General features: G+C 60.4%; 18 protein-coding genes. 5 read left to right on the top strand and 13 right to left on the bottom strand.

The window, feature by feature from the left end:
- Nucleotides 1–7 precede the first annotated feature (7 nt).
- From FCH38_RS03255 to FCH38_RS03245, 3 genes are all read right to left on the bottom strand, one after another.
- Complete coding sequence (locus FCH38_RS03255) at nucleotides 8–652, bottom strand: HD domain-containing protein (RefSeq protein ID WP_149897986.1); 645 nt, start codon at nucleotides 650–652, stop codon at nucleotides 8–10.
- Nucleotides 649–3,420: a DUF2339 domain-containing protein gene (locus FCH38_RS03250; RefSeq protein ID WP_174372810.1), complete on the bottom strand. Its 2,772-nt coding sequence runs from the start codon at nucleotides 3,418–3,420 to the stop codon at nucleotides 649–651. The genes FCH38_RS03255 and FCH38_RS03250 overlap by 4 nt, the downstream gene beginning before the upstream one ends.
- Nucleotides 3,421–3,690: 270 nt before the next feature.
- On the bottom strand, nucleotides 3,691–5,250 hold the full coding sequence (locus FCH38_RS03245) for a VOC family protein (protein WP_174372809.1): 1,560 nt from the start codon (nucleotides 5,248–5,250) through the stop codon (nucleotides 3,691–3,693).
- 290 nt (nucleotides 5,251–5,540) lie between these two features.
- Here FCH38_RS03245 and FCH38_RS03240 point away from each other — a divergent pair, with 290 nt between their 5' ends.
- The 3 genes from FCH38_RS03240 (at nucleotide 5,541) to FCH38_RS03230 (ending at nucleotide 8,598) form a co-directional block, all read left to right on the top strand.
- A complete protein-coding gene (locus FCH38_RS03240) occupies nucleotides 5,541–6,584 on the top strand; it encodes an ABC transporter substrate-binding protein (protein ID WP_174372808.1) in 1,044 nt (347 codons plus the stop codon).
- 410 nt (nucleotides 6,585–6,994) lie between these two features.
- Entirely contained in the window at nucleotides 6,995–7,783 is a 789-nt protein-coding gene (locus FCH38_RS03235; RefSeq protein ID WP_174372807.1) for an ABC transporter ATP-binding protein, read from the top strand.
- The gene (locus FCH38_RS03230; protein WP_046798769.1) at nucleotides 7,780–8,598 is read left to right on the top strand and encodes an ABC transporter permease; all 819 of its coding nucleotides are present in this window, start codon (nucleotides 7,780–7,782) and stop codon (nucleotides 8,596–8,598) included. The genes FCH38_RS03235 and FCH38_RS03230 overlap by 4 nt, the downstream gene beginning before the upstream one ends.
- Before the next feature lie 190 nt (nucleotides 8,599–8,788).
- Here the strand turns inward: FCH38_RS03230 and FCH38_RS03225 are convergent, their stop codons facing one another.
- The 9 genes from FCH38_RS03225 to FCH38_RS03185 all read right to left on the bottom strand — a co-directional run bounded on the left by FCH38_RS03225 (nucleotide 8,789) and on the right by FCH38_RS03185 (nucleotide 14,759).
- Nucleotides 8,789–9,475, bottom strand: a complete 687-nt coding sequence (locus FCH38_RS03225; RefSeq protein ID WP_174372806.1) for a metal-binding protein ZinT — start codon at nucleotides 9,473–9,475, stop codon at nucleotides 8,789–8,791.
- Nucleotides 9,476–9,661: 186 nt separating this feature from the next.
- The gene (locus FCH38_RS03220; RefSeq protein ID WP_174372805.1) at nucleotides 9,662–10,483 is read right to left on the bottom strand and encodes a mechanosensitive ion channel family protein; all 822 of its coding nucleotides are present in this window, start codon (nucleotides 10,481–10,483) and stop codon (nucleotides 9,662–9,664) included.
- Nucleotides 10,484–10,561: 78 nt separating this feature from the next.
- Nucleotides 10,562–11,080: a tyrosine phosphatase family protein gene (locus tag FCH38_RS03215; RefSeq protein WP_174372804.1), complete on the bottom strand. Its 519-nt coding sequence runs from the start codon at nucleotides 11,078–11,080 to the stop codon at nucleotides 10,562–10,564.
- Nucleotides 11,077–11,700, bottom strand: a complete 624-nt coding sequence (locus FCH38_RS03210; RefSeq protein ID WP_174372803.1) for a YfbR-like 5'-deoxynucleotidase — start codon at nucleotides 11,698–11,700, stop codon at nucleotides 11,077–11,079. Before FCH38_RS03210 ends, FCH38_RS03215 begins: the two co-directional genes overlap by 4 nt.
- Before the next feature lie 2 nt (nucleotides 11,701–11,702).
- Entirely contained in the window at nucleotides 11,703–12,551 is an 849-nt protein-coding gene (locus FCH38_RS03205; RefSeq protein ID WP_174372802.1) for a YgfZ/GcvT domain-containing protein, read from the bottom strand.
- A 122-nt stretch (nucleotides 12,552–12,673) separates the two neighbouring features.
- The gene (locus FCH38_RS03200) at nucleotides 12,674–13,441 is read right to left on the bottom strand and encodes a hypothetical protein (protein ID WP_174372801.1); all 768 of its coding nucleotides are present in this window, start codon (nucleotides 13,439–13,441) and stop codon (nucleotides 12,674–12,676) included.
- 14 nt (nucleotides 13,442–13,455) lie between these two features.
- Entirely contained in the window at nucleotides 13,456–13,713 is a 258-nt protein-coding gene (locus FCH38_RS03195; protein WP_003496894.1) for a hypothetical protein, read from the bottom strand.
- A 105-nt stretch (nucleotides 13,714–13,818) separates the two neighbouring features.
- Nucleotides 13,819–14,259 carry a TIGR02301 family protein gene (locus FCH38_RS03190; protein ID WP_174372800.1) on the bottom strand — a complete coding sequence of 147 codons (441 nt, stop codon included), beginning with the start codon at nucleotides 14,257–14,259 and terminating at the stop codon, nucleotides 13,819–13,821.
- An 83-nt stretch (nucleotides 14,260–14,342) separates the two neighbouring features.
- On the bottom strand, nucleotides 14,343–14,759 hold the full coding sequence (locus tag FCH38_RS03185) for an NUDIX hydrolase (protein WP_153513477.1): 417 nt from the start codon (nucleotides 14,757–14,759) through the stop codon (nucleotides 14,343–14,345).
- A 142-nt stretch (nucleotides 14,760–14,901) separates the two neighbouring features.
- Here FCH38_RS03185 and FCH38_RS03180 point away from each other — a divergent pair, with 142 nt between their 5' ends.
- A complete protein-coding gene (locus tag FCH38_RS03180; RefSeq protein ID WP_149897975.1) occupies nucleotides 14,902–15,225 on the top strand; it encodes a YnfA family protein in 324 nt (107 codons plus the stop codon).
- Nucleotides 15,226–15,235: 10 nt separating this feature from the next.
- Nucleotides 15,236–15,997: an SOS response-associated peptidase gene (locus FCH38_RS03175; RefSeq protein ID WP_174372799.1), complete on the top strand. Its 762-nt coding sequence runs from the start codon at nucleotides 15,236–15,238 to the stop codon at nucleotides 15,995–15,997.
- Nucleotides 15,998–16,218: 221 nt separating this feature from the next.
- Here the strand turns inward: FCH38_RS03175 and FCH38_RS03170 are convergent, their stop codons facing one another.
- Nucleotides 16,219–17,511, bottom strand: a complete 1,293-nt coding sequence (locus FCH38_RS03170) for a GGDEF domain-containing response regulator (protein WP_174372798.1) — start codon at nucleotides 17,509–17,511, stop codon at nucleotides 16,219–16,221.
- Nucleotides 17,512–17,752: the final 241 nt, after the last annotated feature.

The following is a 17,752-nucleotide window of genomic DNA, read 5'->3' as shown; positions in this document are numbered from 1 at the left end:
GATATCCTCAAATCTCGTCGAGAAACAGGTCGAGTACTTGTTGCAGCCGCTCATGGCGGGCCTTGGCCATCTGCCGCCCCGTCCCGGTGCGAAAGCCGTCCGCCAGTTTGAACAGCTTGGTTTCGAAATGGTCGATGGCAAAGGCGCGGTCGTCAAGCGGCCGGTCTTTCGCCAGCGGATCGGCCGGATCGTAAAGCGCCGAACCCATGCGTCCGGCAATATAAAAGCAGCGCGCCGCCCCCACCATGCCGATGGCATCCAGCCGGTCGGCATCCTGAAGGATTTTCGCCTCCAGTGTGCGCGGTTCGATATTGGCGGAAAAACTGTGGGTGGTGATGGCGTGCGCGGCAGCATCGATGTCCACCTGTTTCCAACCAAGCCCGGCCAGAATGCCCGAGGCCTTTTCCGCCGCAAGCCGTGAGGCCTGCGCGCGAAGCGGCGAGTTCTTTTCCACCGCCACGCAATCATGCAGCAGCACGCTCGCTGCGAGTACGGTGCCATCGCCGCCTTCGCCCGCATGGATGCGCATGGCGTTGCGGAAGACGCGGTGAATATGGGCAAGATCATGCGAGCCGTCGCCCGTATCGGCGGCGTGCGGTATCAAGTCCTGCGCAAGCGCCGCGTAGGGCGCGAAAGCCTCGGCCGCGATCATGTCTGCGGCTTCCGGGTCAGGATTTTCTGGTAGAACAGGCCGATGCCGATCAGCACTGCGCCGAGCCCGATGAAGGACAGGGCTCTCAGCACGCCTTCAAGGTTGCTCATGTCGATCAGGAATGCCTTGGCAACCGAGATCAAAACGAAGGCAGCCGATGCCAGACGCAGGCTGCGGGCATTAAAGCGCGAGCCGAGCACCAGCAGCAGCACGCCGATCAGCAGCCAGACCACCGAATAGCTGTAGGTCTCGCCCTGCATAAAGCCCTTCCAGTCGGCGATGTTTTCGCCCTGCCAGAACCGGCGAACCGAAAGTGTGGCCCAGGCAAAACCGAGTGCCGCACCCGCCACCGCCAGCATGCTGACATAGGGCGGCGGACGTTTTCCCCGCGCATAATAGGCAAGGCCGCCATAGGCGAGCGCCGGCAGGAGGTAACCGATCAGCAGCAGGTTGAGGACTGGAATGCGCCCGGTATTTTCGCCGGTGAAATAGGGGTTGAGCGTGAAGAAATGCATCGTCAGCACGTTGATGACGGCTATCACGCCGGCAATCATCGAGCCGTAACGGAAGACGGGGCTGGGGCTCTTGAGATCCAGCGTCATCAGCACGCCCGAGAAGCCGATGGTCAGCAGCGTGTAGATCGACTGTTCGCCAAGCGTCGGAACGCTGTTATCAAGCGTGCCGCCATTCATCGCGTGGCGGATGAGGATGGCGACGGCGAGAAGCCCCATGACGCTGGCAATCGCCTGCAGGAAGTTCTTTGCCCGGACACCCGGCCAGTCGCGCAGCAGCCATGCCGAGGCGACGGCAAGCAGTGCGGGAATGCCGTAACCCGGCAGAAGGGCGTTGAAGACCGGCGTGAGCCCAAGATTTTGCGGCCCGACAATGGTGGGTTCCCAGGCGATGCGGCCGAGAACGGCAACGCTTGCCACCGCCATGACCCAGGGCAGCACATCCCAGTTGCGGTAACGGCTGGCCAGCACATAAACAAAGCCGATAACCGAAAGCAGAACGGTTGTCGCGAGCCCTTCCGTCAGCGTGTGCAGGCTGAGCGCGAAGGCGGCAAACGAGCCGAGCACGAGAATGTTGAGCGGCTTGCGATAGGCTTCGTTGTGCTGCCGGTGCAGCCATTCGGCCCCGGCAATCAGCACCAGGCCGAGACCGAGACCATAGGCGGCGTGCAGCCAGTCGCGGCCGAGATTGCCATATTCAACGAAGCTTGCCGTTGCCAGCCAGACCGGGAACAGCGCAGCAATACCCGCCCACAGCTGGGCAAAATCCGCATCATCAGCGCCCTTGCGTCTCAGGAAGGAGAAGGCGCACAGCACGAGGACAGCGCCGAGGCCAAGCGCCATGGCGATTTCAGCCGTATAGCCTGTTCCGACGGGTGGAAGCGTTACGCCGGTATCGTTGATAAGGCCGATGAAATCGATGCCCTGCCGCGACATCAGCGCGACCGCCGTCTGCGCCCCGAGCGCGGCGATGATGGCCGGCCACACCGCGTAGTGGCGGGCAGCACCTAGGGCCGCAAGTGCTGCGATGAGCGCCGAGACGATCAGCGCCGGGTGGGTGTCGACACCGCCACTGGCGAACAGGAAGCCGATGGCCGGCAGGATGACGGCCATCGATACGGTGAGGTTGATGGCAAGCGACGGGCGCAGCAGAAGCCGCAGGGCACGGATGGCGCGCCGCTCCGGGGCGGCGGTTTCACCGGTGTCTGCCGGCGGCGTGTCGAGGTGTTTCCCGGGCCACAGGAAGATCGTGCCGGCCAGCATGACGAGCAATGCGAGCGTCGGTGGTTCGGCATTGATCGTCTCGGAAAAGCCGATATAGCCGAGCGCCCAGAGGCCAAGGCCGGCATTGGCAAGTGACGGAACCACGGTCCAGCCCTGCCTGCGTGCGGCCGCCGCCGTCGCCAGCCACGAGATCGTCAGGAAAACGAACAGCGCCCAGATATTTGGCGTTTCGCTGGAAATCAGCGCCGGCGTCAGCATCGAGCCGAGAAGACCAAGACCGGCCAGCGCCTGCCCATGCAGCAACGACAGGCCAATGGTGGCAAAGGCGACAAGCCCAAGCAGGATGAAAGCTGTTCCTGAGCCGATATAGTCATAAATTCCATAGGCCGCATAAACCACGCCGAACAGCGTCAAAGCGCCGACCGCCGTCAGCACGCCCGGTATCATGGCGTTGGAATAGGCGGCGGCGATGCCCGGCACCGCCTTGCGGCGGATCGCTTCGCCGGCAAGCCCGAGAACGAGGCCGAAAATGGCGGCAAGCGAAAGCCTGACTGCCGGGCTGAGCAGCCCCGATTCGATCGAATATTTGACGAGGAAAATACCGCCAAGTGCCAGCGCCAACCCGCCGGCCCAGACAGCCCAGCGCGCGCCGAGCAGGCTTTCGAAGCTTTCTTTCGTGGCTGGCGCGGACGCGGTCTCGCTGGCGAGCGCAGGCGGCGCTTCTTCACGGGCTACGTCCCCAGCTTCCACTATCGCGGCAGCTTCCTCGGGCTTTGAGGCATATTCAGCTTGGGAAGCCGCTGCTTCGGGCAAATCTCCATTTGTCTCTTCCGCCTCGAAATCCGTCTTTTCCGAGGATTCCGCGCTTTCAGCCTGTGCCGTCACGGGAGACGTGACCCCGGCAGCCATCAGCCGCTTGAGGCTGAGGACCTCACGTTCCAGCGACTTGATTCGGCTTGAATTACGGATGCTCGCGACCAGCGTGTAGATAAAGGCCGCGATGAGGGCGAGGATGAGAAACGGGATTTCCAAACGGGCTCTCCAATTACGAAGCTGTTTTTAAAGCCCTTTTGGTGAATTTATGCAAGGCCCGGTTGATGTATGGCAGGGGGTAACATGGAGCGAGCGGGTGTCACTTGTTTCTTCTCCCCGCCGGGGAGAAGTCCGCGGTAGCGGGATGAGGGGGCAAGCTCTCGGTCTATCGTTGGCGTTGCCCCCTCATCCGACCCTTCGGGCCACCTTCTCCCCGGCGGGGAGAAGAAATGGGCGGCACCCGCTCGGCGCATGCCCATCTATCGAAAATCAGGAAGCATCCGCCAGCCAGCGCCGCGCCGCTTCTATGTCGGCAAGCCCCAGATCATGCCCGTCATCCAGAATTTCCACCCGTACCTCCGCGCCGCTTGCCGCAAGCCGGCCTTGCAGCGCGGTTGCTCCGTCGCGATATTTGTCGCGTTCGCCGGCGACGAGCAGGAAATTCCGGCCGGAAAGATCGGTTTGCGGCCACGTATCGAGAACTGGCATGGGGCGGTAGAGCAGGGCGTCTCCGGCAAGGTCGGGATAAAGTGCGGCAAAGGCCGCATAGAAATTTGCGCCATTCGAATGGCCGATAAACCGCAACTTCGAACGATCAAGACCGTAGGAACGGATCGCACCCTCGACAAAGGCGGCAAAGGCCTCTGCTTCTGCTGCAATATCGTTCTGGTCGAAGCTGAAATCGGGGAAACGCCGGAACCAGCGGGCGATCTCTTCTTCCGTGCTTCTGCCGCGCACGCCTAAAAGTGTCGCGCCGCGCGCGGCCCTGTGCGCCAGCGGCATCAGGCTTGTTTCGCTGCCGCCCGAGCCGTGCAGCAGGATGATGGTGCTGCCATCGGGCTCCTCGGGCGTATAGAACCGATGCACGAAGGGCAGGTCGCGATAAATGATACGCTCCTCGCCCGGCATGGAGAATTGCGGCAGGGCGACGCGCACATCCGCCTCGTCCTTCATGAACAGCGGCGGAATGAACAATTGTTCGCCGAGCGCTTCCAGCGGTTCGTCGATCGTCATGCCGGGGCCGTCGGTTGCCATTTCGATCAGCACGCCGCCCGGTTCGCGGACATAGAGCGAATGGAAATACTTCCGGTCATGGGCATTGGTGGTGCTGGAATTGAGCGATTTCAGCCCGGTGAGCACCGCATTCAGCTCATCCATATCCTCAGCGCGGAAGGCGATGTGATCGACCGTGCCGGTGCCCGGCGCGCTGGACCAGAAGCCGGTGGCATCGCGCACGTCGATGATGTCGCCGCTGTCGGAGACGAGCCGGCGGATCGCGCCAGTCTGGCTTTCCTGACGGTAGCCGAAGTGCTTTTCCAGAAACGCCACGGTTTCCTCCGGTACTTCGCTCAGCATCGTCGCGCCATAGATGCGGCGAATCGCGTCGTGCGCAGAAATATCGTCTGTCACATGTGGCGTGGCATCGGCAAAGGCATGGGTGCCGACCAGCTTGACGATCAGGCCGTCAGGATCTTTCAGCCGGATGACCGGCTCGCCGAATTCGTCGGATGGCCCCTCGGCGCGGATGCCGAATTTCAACGCTCGCGTCAGCCAGAAGCCGATGGCGGCCGGATCGATCGCTACCGAGACTTCGAGTGTCTGGCCGTAACCGACGCGGCCCTGGCCGCCATCTTCCCAGACGAGAAATGTCAGAAGCGAGCCGGGCGAGGCGATGTCGTCGCCATAAAGCAGGTGAAGCTGCATGGCGTCTTCGAAGCCGGCGGTGCGCTTGACCAGCTTCAAGCCGAGGAAGCCAGCGTAGAAATCCACATTCGCCTGCACCTTCCGGGTGATCATGGTGATGTGGTGTATGCCCAGTGCAGAATTCATCTTGCCGTCCCGTCGTTTCGCCTGCTGTTCGTCGCCCTATTTGTCCTACGCTGCGCCTGATCCGCAACCCCGGCAAATGAGAACGCTGTGTTCTCTGCGTGAACGATATTGCTTCCGCTTCGTTGCACGCACGCTGCGCAGAAACTGGGCTTTGTGCCTCTACATAAAACTAATTTGCATATAAAATAAGCATACAAAATAACGGCTATTTTGTATGCAATTTTATCTTGCCTTGAGGGTGGGAATTGGCTCTTATGCAACCAATCCAACAAAACCATCAGGGGGAATAGATGATCTTAACGCGCAGGTTGTTGTCCAAAGGGCTAGCCATTGCTGCCATCGGCGTTACAGCCGGAATGGTGCTGCCGGTGACGGGCGCTTATGCCGAAACGCCGGTCAAATTCACGCTCGACTGGAAATTCGAAGGCCCCGCCGCCGGCTTCCTGCTGGCGCTCGACAAGGGTTACTTCAAGGCGGAAGGCCTCGACGTCACGATCGACAGCGGCAATGGCTCGGTGGAAGCCATTCCACGTGTGGCGACCGGCGCCTACGAGATGGGGTTCGGCGATATCAACTCGGTGATGAAGTTCCTCGACGAGGATCCGAACCAGAAGATCAAGGCCGTTTATATGGTCTATGAGCGCCCGACCTTTGCCGTCGTCGGCCGCAAGTCGCTCGGCGTCACGGGTGATCCGAAGTCGCTGGAAGGCAAGAAGCTCGGTGCGCCGCCGCCGGATGGCGCCTTTGCGCAATGGCCGGCCTTCAAGCAGGTCGCGGGTCTCGATGAGAGCAAGATCAAGATCGAATCGATCGGTTTTCCGGTGCGTGAACCGATGCTTGCCAAGGGCGATGTCGATGCTGTCTTCGGTTTTGCTTTTTCTGTCATCCTCAACTTGAAGAAGCAGGGCATTGCCGATGACGACATCTCGACCATCCTGATGGCTGAGCATGGCTTGAATCTTTATGGTAATGCGGTGCTGGTAAACACTGATTTCGCTGAGAAAAACCCTGATGCCGTGAAGGGGTTCCTGAAAGCGCTGGCCAAGGGCTTTGCCGATTCCGTCAAGACGCCGGAAGAAGGCGTGGCGGCGGTGCTGAAGCGCAACGAGACGCTGGACAGCGCCATCGAGCTGGAGCGCCTGAACATGGCCAACAGCATGAACATCAAGACGCCTTATGTGGTGGAAAACGGCATGGGTGGTGTCGATCCGGCCCGGCTTGCCGCCTCCGTCGAGACGTTGAAAGTTTCCATGGGCCTGAAGGGCAATGTGAAGGCGGAGCAGGTGTTCGATGCGACCTACCTGCCGGCCAAGGAAGAGCGCATGCTGCCCTGATGGGTAAAATGAGCGGGTGCGGCCTGCTTCTTCTCCCCGCCGGGGAGAAGTCCGCGGCCGCGGGATGAGGGGGCAAGCTCTCAGTCTCTCGCTGGCGTCGCCCCCTCATCCGACCCTTCGGGCCACCTTCTCCCCGGCGGGGAGAAGAAACAAGCGGAACGGTTTTGCCATGCTCTTGAAGCGGTAGCCTCCGCAGGACAATCGAATGGGCCGAGTGGGCGCCGCTCACTTCTTCTCCCCGCCGGGGAGAAGTCCGCGGCAGCGGGATGAGGGGGCAAGCTCTCGGTTTCTCGATGGCGTCGCCCCCTCATCCGACCCTTCGGGCCGCCTTCTCCCCGGCGAGGAGGAGAAACAAGCAGCAACGCTGCGGGATTAAACGGCCCGATCAGCAACTGAAAACGGGGACTGCGATGTCACATCTCGTGGAAATAGACAATGTCGACATGCGTTATGGCGGGTCGGCCGGCACACTGGCCGTATCCGGTTTGAACCTGGCGGTCGACAAGGGTGAATTCGCGGCCGTTGTCGGCCCGTCGGGCTGCGGCAAGTCCACGCTGATGAAACTGGTGACGGGGCTGCATATTCCGCAAAAGGGCAATGTCATTGTTGCCGGACGGCAGGTCACGGAGCCGGTCTCCATCGTTGGCATGGCGTTTCAGAACCCGACGATGCTGCCCTGGCGCACGACGCTGGAGAACATCCTGCTGCCGCTGGAAATCGTCGAGAAACACCGCCGCCGTCTGCGGGCCCACAAGGCGGAATATGTCGCGAAAGCCGAGCGCCTTCTGGAGATCGTCGGTCTGAAGGGCTTTGGCTCAAAATATCCATGGCAGCTTTCCGGCGGCATGCAGCAGCGCGCCAATCTCTGCCGCGCGCTGATCCACGAGCCGGATCTGCTGATGCTGGATGAACCATTCGGTGCGCTCGACGCCTTTACCCGCGAGGAGTTGTGGTGCGTCATCCGCGATCTGCACGCCGCACAGCGCGTGACCATCATTCTGGTAACCCACGATCTGCGTGAAGCGACCTTCCTCGCCGACAAGATTTTCGTGATGAGCGCAAGGCCGGGCCGCGTCCTGGCGGAACATCGCGTGCCCTTCGCCCGCCCGCGTCAGCTCGATCTCATGTATGACAAGGGTTTCAACGACATGGTGCAGGCACTGCATGGTGAAATCGCGCAGGCGCGGGTGGCGGCATGAGCGCGATCATGGAAAGCACCGTCACGGCCGAGCCGCGCAAGCCGCTGATTGCCCGCGTCAACTGGGTGAAGGCCGCCCCCTGGCTTTATACGCTGGCGCTCTTCGTGCTGTGGGAACTGCTGGTTTATGCGCTGAAAATGCCGCCCACCATCCTGCCGTCACCGGTGAGAGTAGGTCAGGCCATCCTGCAATATTGGTCGCCGATCTGGAAGAATTCGCTGCAGACGCTTTATACGACGACGTTGGGCTTTGCCATCGCTGTTGTCGCCGGCCTTGCCATCGGCCTGTTCATCGGCTGGTCGAAAACCATCTATGCCGGGCTTTATCCGTTGATGATTGGCTTTAACGCCATCCCCAAAGTGGCGCTGGTGCCCATCCTCGTCATCTGGTTCGGCATCGGCACTGTCCCCGCGGTGTTGACCGCCTTCCTGATTTCCTTCTTTCCCATCGTCGTTAATGTCGCCACCGGCCTTGCCACCATCGAGCCGGAAACCGAGGACGTGCTGCGGGCGCTCGGCGCGAAGAAAATGGACATCATGCTGAAGGTCGGCATTCCGCGTTCCATGCCGTATTTCTTCGGCTCGCTGAAAATCGCCATCACGCTTGCCTTCGTCGGCTCGGTTGTCTCGGAAACCGTCGCCTCCAATTATGGCCTCGGTAACATGATGAGTTCGGCGCAGAGCCAGTTCAACGTCCCACTGGTCTTTGCCGGCCTCCTGATGCTCGCGGTGGAAGGCATCGTCATGTACGCCATCATGGCCTGGCTGGAGAAACGCATGACCGGCTGGGCGCATCGTTCGACCATGGGTCAGTGAAGGGGACGATCGTTTCTTCTCCCCGCCGGGGAGAAGGTGGCCCGAAGGGTCGGATGAGGGGCAAGCTCACCGGATATCTCTGGCCTAGCCCCCTCAACCCGCTGCCGCGACCTTCTCCCCGGCGGGGAGAAGGCGAAAGAGGCGCTCGCTGGGCATTCTCCAACCTTGGAAAGCCGGAGCCTGCGATGGCTCAATGCGCCGCCATTTCCTTGACGATATCAGCGCCGTCCATCAGGAACGGATAATAGGTCGGCCAATTGGTGACTTCGTCCAGCAGGGCCTTGCGGTCATTCCCCCAATAGAGGTGGTAATGACCGGCCTTTACCGGGGCGATGGAGTGGTCGCTGAACTGGATGAACTGCGGTGCGGCCTCGTCACCGGCGGTCTTCTTGAAGATATATCGCACGCCGCGATTGCCCTTCTTGTAGGTCAGGATTTCCTGGCCGTCGCTGGCATATGTGCCTTCGACCGGTTTGCCTTCCCTGTAAAAAGCCACGCTGTCACCCTTGATGACGATGCGGTTCACATCCGTCTTGTAACCGATGTCGTAATAGGCGCGATATTCTGCGGCCGTCTTGTCGCCATGTGCGGCTTTTTCGGCCATGACGGAATCAAGCGAGCCGTTCAGCAGGTAAGGATAAACAGACTGCCAGTCGCCGTCCCAGTCGGAAAGCGTGCGCGGCTTCACCTGGGCATCCTCGAAATAACCGCTGTAAATCTTCTTTTCCGCCTCGGTCATCTGGTGGCCGTGATCGTGCCCATGGTCATGTCTGTGGGCGGCGGATTTGTCACCCCCGGCGGCCGTGGCAGCAGCTGCCACCAGCAGCATGGAACCAAGTGCCACCGCGCCGGTGACGAGGATGTGTTTCTTCTGCATTGTTTCGGCCCTCTTCAGTCCGTCAAGATAAATTAGGTTACGTAATAACATTACAGTATGACCTATAGAGGTGTCTTTTGCATGACGCAAGGGTGCGGGCTGACGTGCCATAATGAAAAAGCGCGATGGCCATCAAAGGCCACCGCGCTTGAGACATGGAGGAGGGGAAAAGAGAGCTTTGAGGCCTCAGGCGGGCTGCGCGCTCACTTCCGCCTTGCGTTCATCAAAGGCAAGCTTCATGGCCTTCGTCACATCGCGGGTCGTTGCGAAATAACTCTCGCTGCGCACCCAATAGCGCAATTTGACCGTGGCGCTATCGGCGCTGACGGAATCGACGAAGGTGACGGGGACAGGGTCCAGCAGCACCCGGCTTTCGGCGCGCACCACGCGCATCAGCATATCCTGCGCGGCAGCCAGATCCTCGTCATTCTTCACCGTCAGGCTAAGCTCGTGGCGGCGCGAGGGAAAGCGGCTGTAATTGGTGATCGGTACATTCCAAAGGGTGGAATTGGGCGCGAGGCGATAAAGCCCGTCGCTGGTCTTGAGCTCGGTGGCAAACAAACCGATTTCCACCACGGTGCCGCTGACCGTGCTGGTCTCGATATATTCACCCACCCGGAAGGGGCGCAGCACCAGAAGCATGATGCCGGCGGCAATGTTCTGCAGCGTGCCCTGCAGCGCAAGGCCGATGGCGAGACCGGCGGCACCCAGCGCCGCGAGAATGGAAGCCGTCTGCACGCCGAACTGGCCAAGCACCATGACCAGCACCAGAATAAGCACGACATAACGGATCGCGCCTGCGAAAAAACCGGCGAGCGTCGCATCGAAGCCGCGAATGCGCGACAGGCCCTGAAAAGCCCAGCGCTGCAGGAAGGTGGCGGCCAGCCAGCCGATGATCAACAGCAGAAGCGCGCCGACGATCGAAAAGGAATATTGCACCGCCAGCGCGCTCGCCTGCCGCACGGCCGCCTGCGATGCGACGATGATATCGGTTGCCTGTTGTTCCATGAATTATCCCGTGATTTTCATTGCAGTTCAGGGTTGGTAACGAACGGGTGCCGCAGGGGTTCCGCCAAAAATCGGGCGTCAGCCGCCAAGCGGCAGCACAAAAGGCACATTGCCGTCGGTATCGGCCCCCCTGCCGATCGCCTTGATTGCCTTGACCAGCCGGCCTTCCCGCGCCAGCAACCGGTCGCCGATGGCGATGATGCGGGCATTGGGGGTGACATAGGGCGAGACGGCGCGCAGGCGAAGCGCAAGCGCCATTTCGTCCTGATCCGGATAAAGGCTAAGTGCGGCAATGACGGCGGCGGCCGGTGAGCGCGAAATCCCCATCCAGCAATGGATGAGCAGCGGCGCGGACTGATCCCATTCCCGTGCAAAATCGATGAGTTTCAGCACATGCGCATCATCAGGGGCGATAAGATTACCAGTGCCCTTGAAGGCGATGTCGTTCATGGCAAGCGTCAGATGTCGTTCGACAGCAATCACGGCCGGGCGGTGGAAGCTTTGCTCCCTGGCAATCAGCGTCACCATTTCGCGGGCCTTGTGCTTCACGGCCATTTCCGCGATCCGCGACAGCGGCGATACCACGATGGTCGTCATGTGGCGCTCCCGGTCCTGGTTGCGCGCAGCGCCTCGATTGCTTCGAAACGTTCGATGAACAGTTTCTGCGCTTCCGTCGAGGGCATGGGCGTGATGGTGAACATGTCGCGGGTGATGCCGCGCGGCAGGCCGAAGAATTTCTGCGCCTCGGCGGTGGAAAAGCCGGCAAGCTCCGTCGCCTCGAAAAAGGCGGCAACCGTATCGGCCTTCTTGATGCGGTCCTTCAATTCGCGGGATGCATGCGGCGGCAGGCCGAAGCGCAGATGCACGGCGGCCTCCAGCCGTTTTTCCACGGTCTTGTAACCGCCGCCAACCACGGATTTGAACGGCGAAATCATGTCGCCAATCACATATTCCGGTGCATCATGCAACAGCGCCATCTGCATGTCGCCGGGCGTCGCATCCGCACACATGCGGCAGAAAATCGTCTCGACGATGAGGCTGTGCTGGGCGACGGAAAAGGCATGATCGCCGCGCGTCTGGCCGTTCCAGCGGGCAACGCGGGCAAGCCCGTGGGCGATATCGGCGATTTCCACGTCGAGCGGCGAAGGGTCAAGCAGATCGAGGCGCCGCCCGGAGAGCATGCGCTGCCAGGCGCGCGGGCTTTTTGCGGGAGCCACGCCTAGTCCTCCGCCCGTGCTGCGGGATCGGCGGCCGGGAAGGCAAGGCCGCTCCAGACCGGCAGGGCCACGGTTACGGTGACATTTTCCGCAAGAATCGGGGTGTCGGAGGCAAGCGCATCGGCAATGCGATCAATCCGCACAATGGCAAGCGCTGTGTTGCCGCACACGGTCCCAAGCGTGCCGACAGGCTTTCCATTGGCGGTAATCTCTGTCCCTGTGGCGGGAAGCGGACCTTCCGCCGAAACAGTAACGACGCGACGCCTTGCCGTGCCGCGATGTTTCATGCGGGAGACGACTTCCTGGCCGACAAAGCAGCCCTTCTTGAAGGAAACGCCGTCATTCACATCCATCAGCACATCATGGGGAAATGCATCCTGCAGCGCATAATCCCGGCCGGATTCGGCAATGCCGTGTTCGACGCGCAGCGCATCATAGGCTGCAGCGTCGCCGGTGGCCGACGCGCCCGGCACGCGGAACACATCGACGCCCGCCTTGACAAAACGACCATCCCGAACGCCCGCCTCCGGCGCATTCTCATCCCAGAAAATACTAACGCCTTCGATCGCTTCAGCCTTCAGATCGATGGGTGCGCGCAGCTTGTACATGGTCAGGCGGCGCAGCAGCGCATCCTGCTCGGCGGCACCCGTCTCGATCAGGTAATCCGCTCCATCGCGCGCAATCAGGAAATCGAACAGGATCTTGCCCTGCGGCGTCAGCAGTGCCGAAGCGCGAGCTTCGCCCTCAGCCAAATTTTCAACATCGGCGGTGATGAGATTGTTCAGAAATTCCTCGGCGCCTGTGCCGGAAACTCTGATCAGGCGGCGGTCGGCAAGAAAGGCGGAAGGCATGGCGTCACCGTTCGGTTCATCGAGACTGCGCGATCTCCGGCAAAATGCAGATGCACTTCGCCGGACGGCTCATTCCGCACAGTTAGGATTTTTACCGGAGAACGGCAAGCACCGTGAGGCGATCAATCGCCGGCGGTGAAGAACTTCCACTTGCCATCAGGCGAAATGCCGATGCGGTAGAAGCTGTAATTGCCCAATTCCTGCATATCTGCCAGATCGCCCGCCGTGATGATGCGCAGGAGCTCCACCTTTTCCGGCGGCGTCAGCGTATTCAGCGGCTTCCCGGCGAAATAGGGGAAGACGTAGGCTTCATCCGGCGTGCCGGCATCCACATGGGCATAACCCGTCGACAGAAGGTCGATGATAATCGCCAGTACTTCCAGCCCGTCGGGATCGCCGGAATAGCTTTTCAGCGCCGCGATCGGGTCTTCGCCGTCACCACTGTCTATGCGGAATGCATTCTGACCGGCGGCGATGAAGGGCCGCAATTTTTCGATATCACCCGAAGCGGCTGCATCGATGATCTGTTGGCGCAGCTTGCGAACGGCTTCCGGGGCCTTGGAAATGTCGTGCTCGATGACGACGGACATTTCCGGCGTATTGCCCGGCGCGGCAGACTGTTGGTTCCCCTTGCCGGCGGAACGGTCAACCAACGGGTCGGGCAGGGGAATGCCGTCCGAATCACCTTCGATCTCATCCGGCTCAGCCACCTGTGGCTGCTGCGGCTGATCGCCGTTCTGGGCCTGCGGCTCGCTTTCGGTGTTTTGCGCCGGTTTCAGCTCGGAAAGCGCAAAGGCCCGGCTCGGCAAGCCAATCGACCCGGCGGTCAAGGCAAGCAGGATAGACAGCATGGCGGAAGAGCGCAAAAGCCCCTTGCTCAGGCAAGACATGACAGACCCCTGCTTTACTGTATCACCCGCTGCGGAGAAAATTCGCCTTCAAGCATCCGCTGGCGCAGCGATTCCAGCATTGCTTCCGCACCGGCTTCGCCATGCATGCGGATGGTTTCGCGCATGGCCAGAGCAATGGCGGCATCGGCGATGATCTCAGGCTCGATGCCGTCGGCCATGCCGTCAGCCCATGCCTCGTTCTGGTGTTCCAGAGCGACCTGCATCTTTTCATGCACGATCATGTCGTCGATTTCGTTACGGCTCGTCTGCATTTTTCATCCTCGACAGGGCGGGCAAGTCCTTACCACCCTGTTAACAACACTATCAGTCTTTTATCAAAACGGCACGGCCTGCGGCGAAAAGAGGTTAACAATCCGCTAATTTCCGAACCGTGACGCGATTTCCTGAGCGAGTGTTGCCCCTTCGTTACGGTAGCTCTCTTCTGCCATGACGGCGGCGCGTGTGCAACTGGTGTGGATGGCTGCAAAAGAGCGGTATCCACGGTTGAATGCTGCTGTCATGCGTTGACGTCGCTCAGGTTCGTTGGCCGTATCCGCAGCCAGAAGATCGCTCATCGATCTGCGCCAGTCTTCCGGGCCGGAAGAGGGGCACAGGGTTCTTAAATATTGCACGGCACCCAGTATTTCAGAAAGCCGTGCCAGCTTGTCGTCATAGGGAGCGGGTTTGGGCGGCGTCGCTTCCGGGGGGCGTGCCTCCTTGGAAACCGCCTTCGAAGGCTGTGCATAAGCGACGTCCGCTTGCCCGACCGTGGCCAGCATGGTCAGCAAAAGAGACAGGAAAATGATTGGCCGCATCAAAATTCTATTCAGCCCCACACATACTCGTGAACACCCGGCGGGCGGACATGCCCTAAATAATCGCGATTCTGGCTGACTGGCAATCATGCAAACAGGCGCTCGGCGCATTCGACGACGCTTTCCGGCGCCGGCAGCCGGCGGATTTCCGCCAATGTGTACCAGCCCGCATCCGCCGCATCGTCGGCCGCCGTTACTGCCGGGTCGGTATCCGTTTCCACCGTGAAGACGGACAGGAAATAATGGCTGGTCAATGCGCCTTCCGCATCACGCGACGGCAGATCGTAGGTCGCGAAGAGTTGCGGTTTGCGCGCGATGATGCCGGTTTCCTCGTGAAGTTCGCGAAGTGCGGTCTCGGCCGGCGTTTCCCCTTCTTCGCCGCGCCCGCCCGGAAAAGCGAACATGTCCTTTGACGGCGGATTGGCCCGACGCACGAGAAGCAGCCGGTCGCCATTCCTGACGATGGCGGAGGAGGCGGGGCGGGGCTTGATGCGAATGCTCATGAAAGGGTTTCTCGTTTGGGCCGTCTCCGGCCTGTCTGCATATTATGGTGTGAGAGCGCCGACGCGCCCTTTCGGAGATGGCCCGAAGGCTCTAACCTGTTGTGTAACAACAAGCCCCATTGTGCACGCAGAAGACGGTGGAATGAAGGTCTATCTTATTTACATATTGGCGGCACTTGCGGAAATCGCTGGTTGCTTCTCCTTCTGGGCCTGGCTGAAGCTCGGCAAGCCGGTCTGGATATTATTGCCGGGCATGCTGTCGCTTGCCGCTTTTGCCTGGCTGTTGGCACTGGTGCCGACCGAGACGGCGGGCAGGGCCTATGCCGCCTATGGCGGGATTTACATCACCGCATCGCTTCTCTGGCTCTGGGGCGTTGAAGGGCAGTTGCCGGATAAATGGGATGTCGCCGGCGGAGCCGTCTGCCTTGCCGGCACGGCCATCATCCTGTTTGGCCCACGCGCCTGAGGAGAAGAAAATGTGCGGACGTTTTGTCCTGAAGGCGACGCCGGAAGAAATCGCCGATTATCTCGACCTGATCGGCCTTGAGGATTTTCCCGCCCGTTTCAACATCGCACCGACGCAGCCGGTTCTGGTGGTGCTGGAAGGCGAGCGGCAGGAGCGCGGCAGCAACCTGCCCAACCGCCGGGCCGTGCTGGTCCGCTGGGGTTTTTTACCGGGCTGGGTGAAGGACCCCAAGGATTTTCCCCTACTCATCAATGCGCGTTCGGAAACCGCCATCGGCAAGGCATCCTTCCGTGCCGCCATGCGCCATCGCCGCGTGCTAATTCCCGCCACCGGCTTTTACGAGTGGCGACGTCCACCGAAGGAGGAGGGCGGCAAACCGCAGCCCTATTTCATCCGCCCGAAAAGCGGCGGCATCGTTGCCTTTGCCGGCCTCATGGAAACATGGTCTTCCGCTGACGGATCGGAGGTCGATACCGGCGCAATCCTCACCACGGCCGCCAATGCCGCAATCGGCCGCATCCACGACCGTATGCCTGTTGTCATCGCGCCCGAGGATTTCAGCCGCTGGCTCGATTGCAAGACGCAGGAGCCGCGCGAGGTGGCCGATCTGATGCGACCGGCTCAGGACGATTTCTTCGAGATGATCCCGGTATCGGACAAGGTCAACAAGGTCGCCAATGTCGGTGCCGATCTCATCGAGCCGGTGCCGGAAAGCACGCCGCTGGCAAAGATCAAGCCGCCGAAGGATGAGGGGCAGATGTCGCTGTTTTGATGTGTTTGCGTGGCGTCCGAGGCCAGTTATTTGCGGTTGGACGTTGCCGCGAGTTTCTTCTCCCCGCCGGGGAGAAGGTGGCCCGAAGGGTCGGATGAGGGGGCGACGTTGCCGGATTTCGGAGAGCTTTCCCCCTCATCCCGCTGCCGCGGACTTTTCCCTGGCGGGGAGAAGAAATATGCGGCACCCGCTCGGCCCATGACCCTGTCTACGGGAAAATCTCAGCCGTTTTGACCCATCTTCTGCAGGCCTTCCTGGATCATCACGTCGGAATAAACCCGGTTGCGTCCATTGGCCTTGGCGAGATAGAGCAACTGGTCGGCGGCATTCAGCTGGTTGTCGAAAGGTTCGCCCTTTTCGATTTCCACAACGCCGAGTGAAATCGTCAACGCCAGGCTGCTGCCGCTCAACTGGCGGCCATTGCTTTCGACAGCGCCGCGCAGTTCCTCGCAGAACTGATAGGCGGCACGGGCATCGAGCCCCCGCAGGAACACCGCGAATTCCTCGCCGCCGAGGCGGGCGGGAATATGGCGTTGCTCATGGCACATGTCGTGCAGCAGTTCCGCAAGCTTCTTCAGCGCCCGGTCGCCGGCGTCATGTCCCAGCGTATCGTTGATCTTCTTGAAATGGTCGATGTCGAGAATGGCGACTGCGCCGTTTTCGTCATTGTCGTTGATGATGTCCATCAACGCCCGGGTGCGCTCGAAGAAGGAGCGGCGGTTCGGCAGACCTGTCAAATGGTCGCGTTCGGCCAGTTCGCGCAGGCGCTTCAGCTGTTTCAGCGTTTCGATATTATTGTCGATACGGCACTGCAACTCTTCCGGCACGAAGGGGCGGTAGACGAAATCCGAGGCCCCGGCCTTCAAGAAGCTTGCCGAAAGCAGCCGGTCCGTGGAGGACGAGATGCCGATCACCCTGAGATCTTCCGAGGAGCGGCTGTCGCAGATACGGCGCGTCAGCTCATAACCGTCCATGTCAGGCATATGGTAATCGGTGATGACAAGCTGGATCGATGGGTCCTGCGACAGGATTTCCAGCGCCCGGTTGCCTGAATGGGCCTCGCTAACCCTAAAATTCTGCCGCTCCAGAATTTCCACGAGGCCGGAACGCGCTGTGCGCGCATCATCGACCACCAGAACGGAAAAGCGCTTATTGTTCAAAATCCGGTCGACTGTCTTGACCACCGCATCGACGGTGCGGTGACCGTCCTTGACGATATAATCGATGATTTTCTTTTCGGCATAACGCTTGCGCGCCTCTTCATCCACCGTTGCGGTGAAGACGATCGCCGGCACCTTGTGCTCGGAAAGAAGAGCTAAAATCTCTCCCTTCGGCGCGTCAGGCAGATTAAGCCCCGTCAGCGCCAGCGTAAAATCATGGGCGCGCAACAGCGTATCGGCGGCAGCCATGCTGTCACAATGGATGACATCGGCTTCGGTTTCTTCCGATAGCCGCGACTTCAGCAGCATGGAAAGAGCAATGGAATCTTCAATCAGAAGGATTTTATCCTGCATGGCCGTCCCAAGCCCCCCTGGCCTGTCTTCGCAATCTTTCCTGAACACCGGATCGTCATCCGCATGTCTGCGGATTTGAAAGTCGGCTTATGCATTGTTTTGGAAAAAAACTGCGAAAAATAGAAAATTCTTTGATATTCACTAGTCTATACGTTTGCGCTCGTACAGACGTTTCGTAGAGGCCGCGCTTTTACTTCACTTTCGTTGCAGCTTCGTTACAAAAATTTCCTGAATTTATGAA

Origin of the sequence: Agrobacterium tumefaciens (assembly GCF_013337285.1) — a bacterium.
Lineage (GTDB): Bacteria > Pseudomonadota > Alphaproteobacteria > Rhizobiales > Rhizobiaceae > Agrobacterium > Agrobacterium burrii.
Note: the sequence above shows the minus strand (reverse complement) of the source record. Positions and strands in the feature narration are given on the sequence as shown.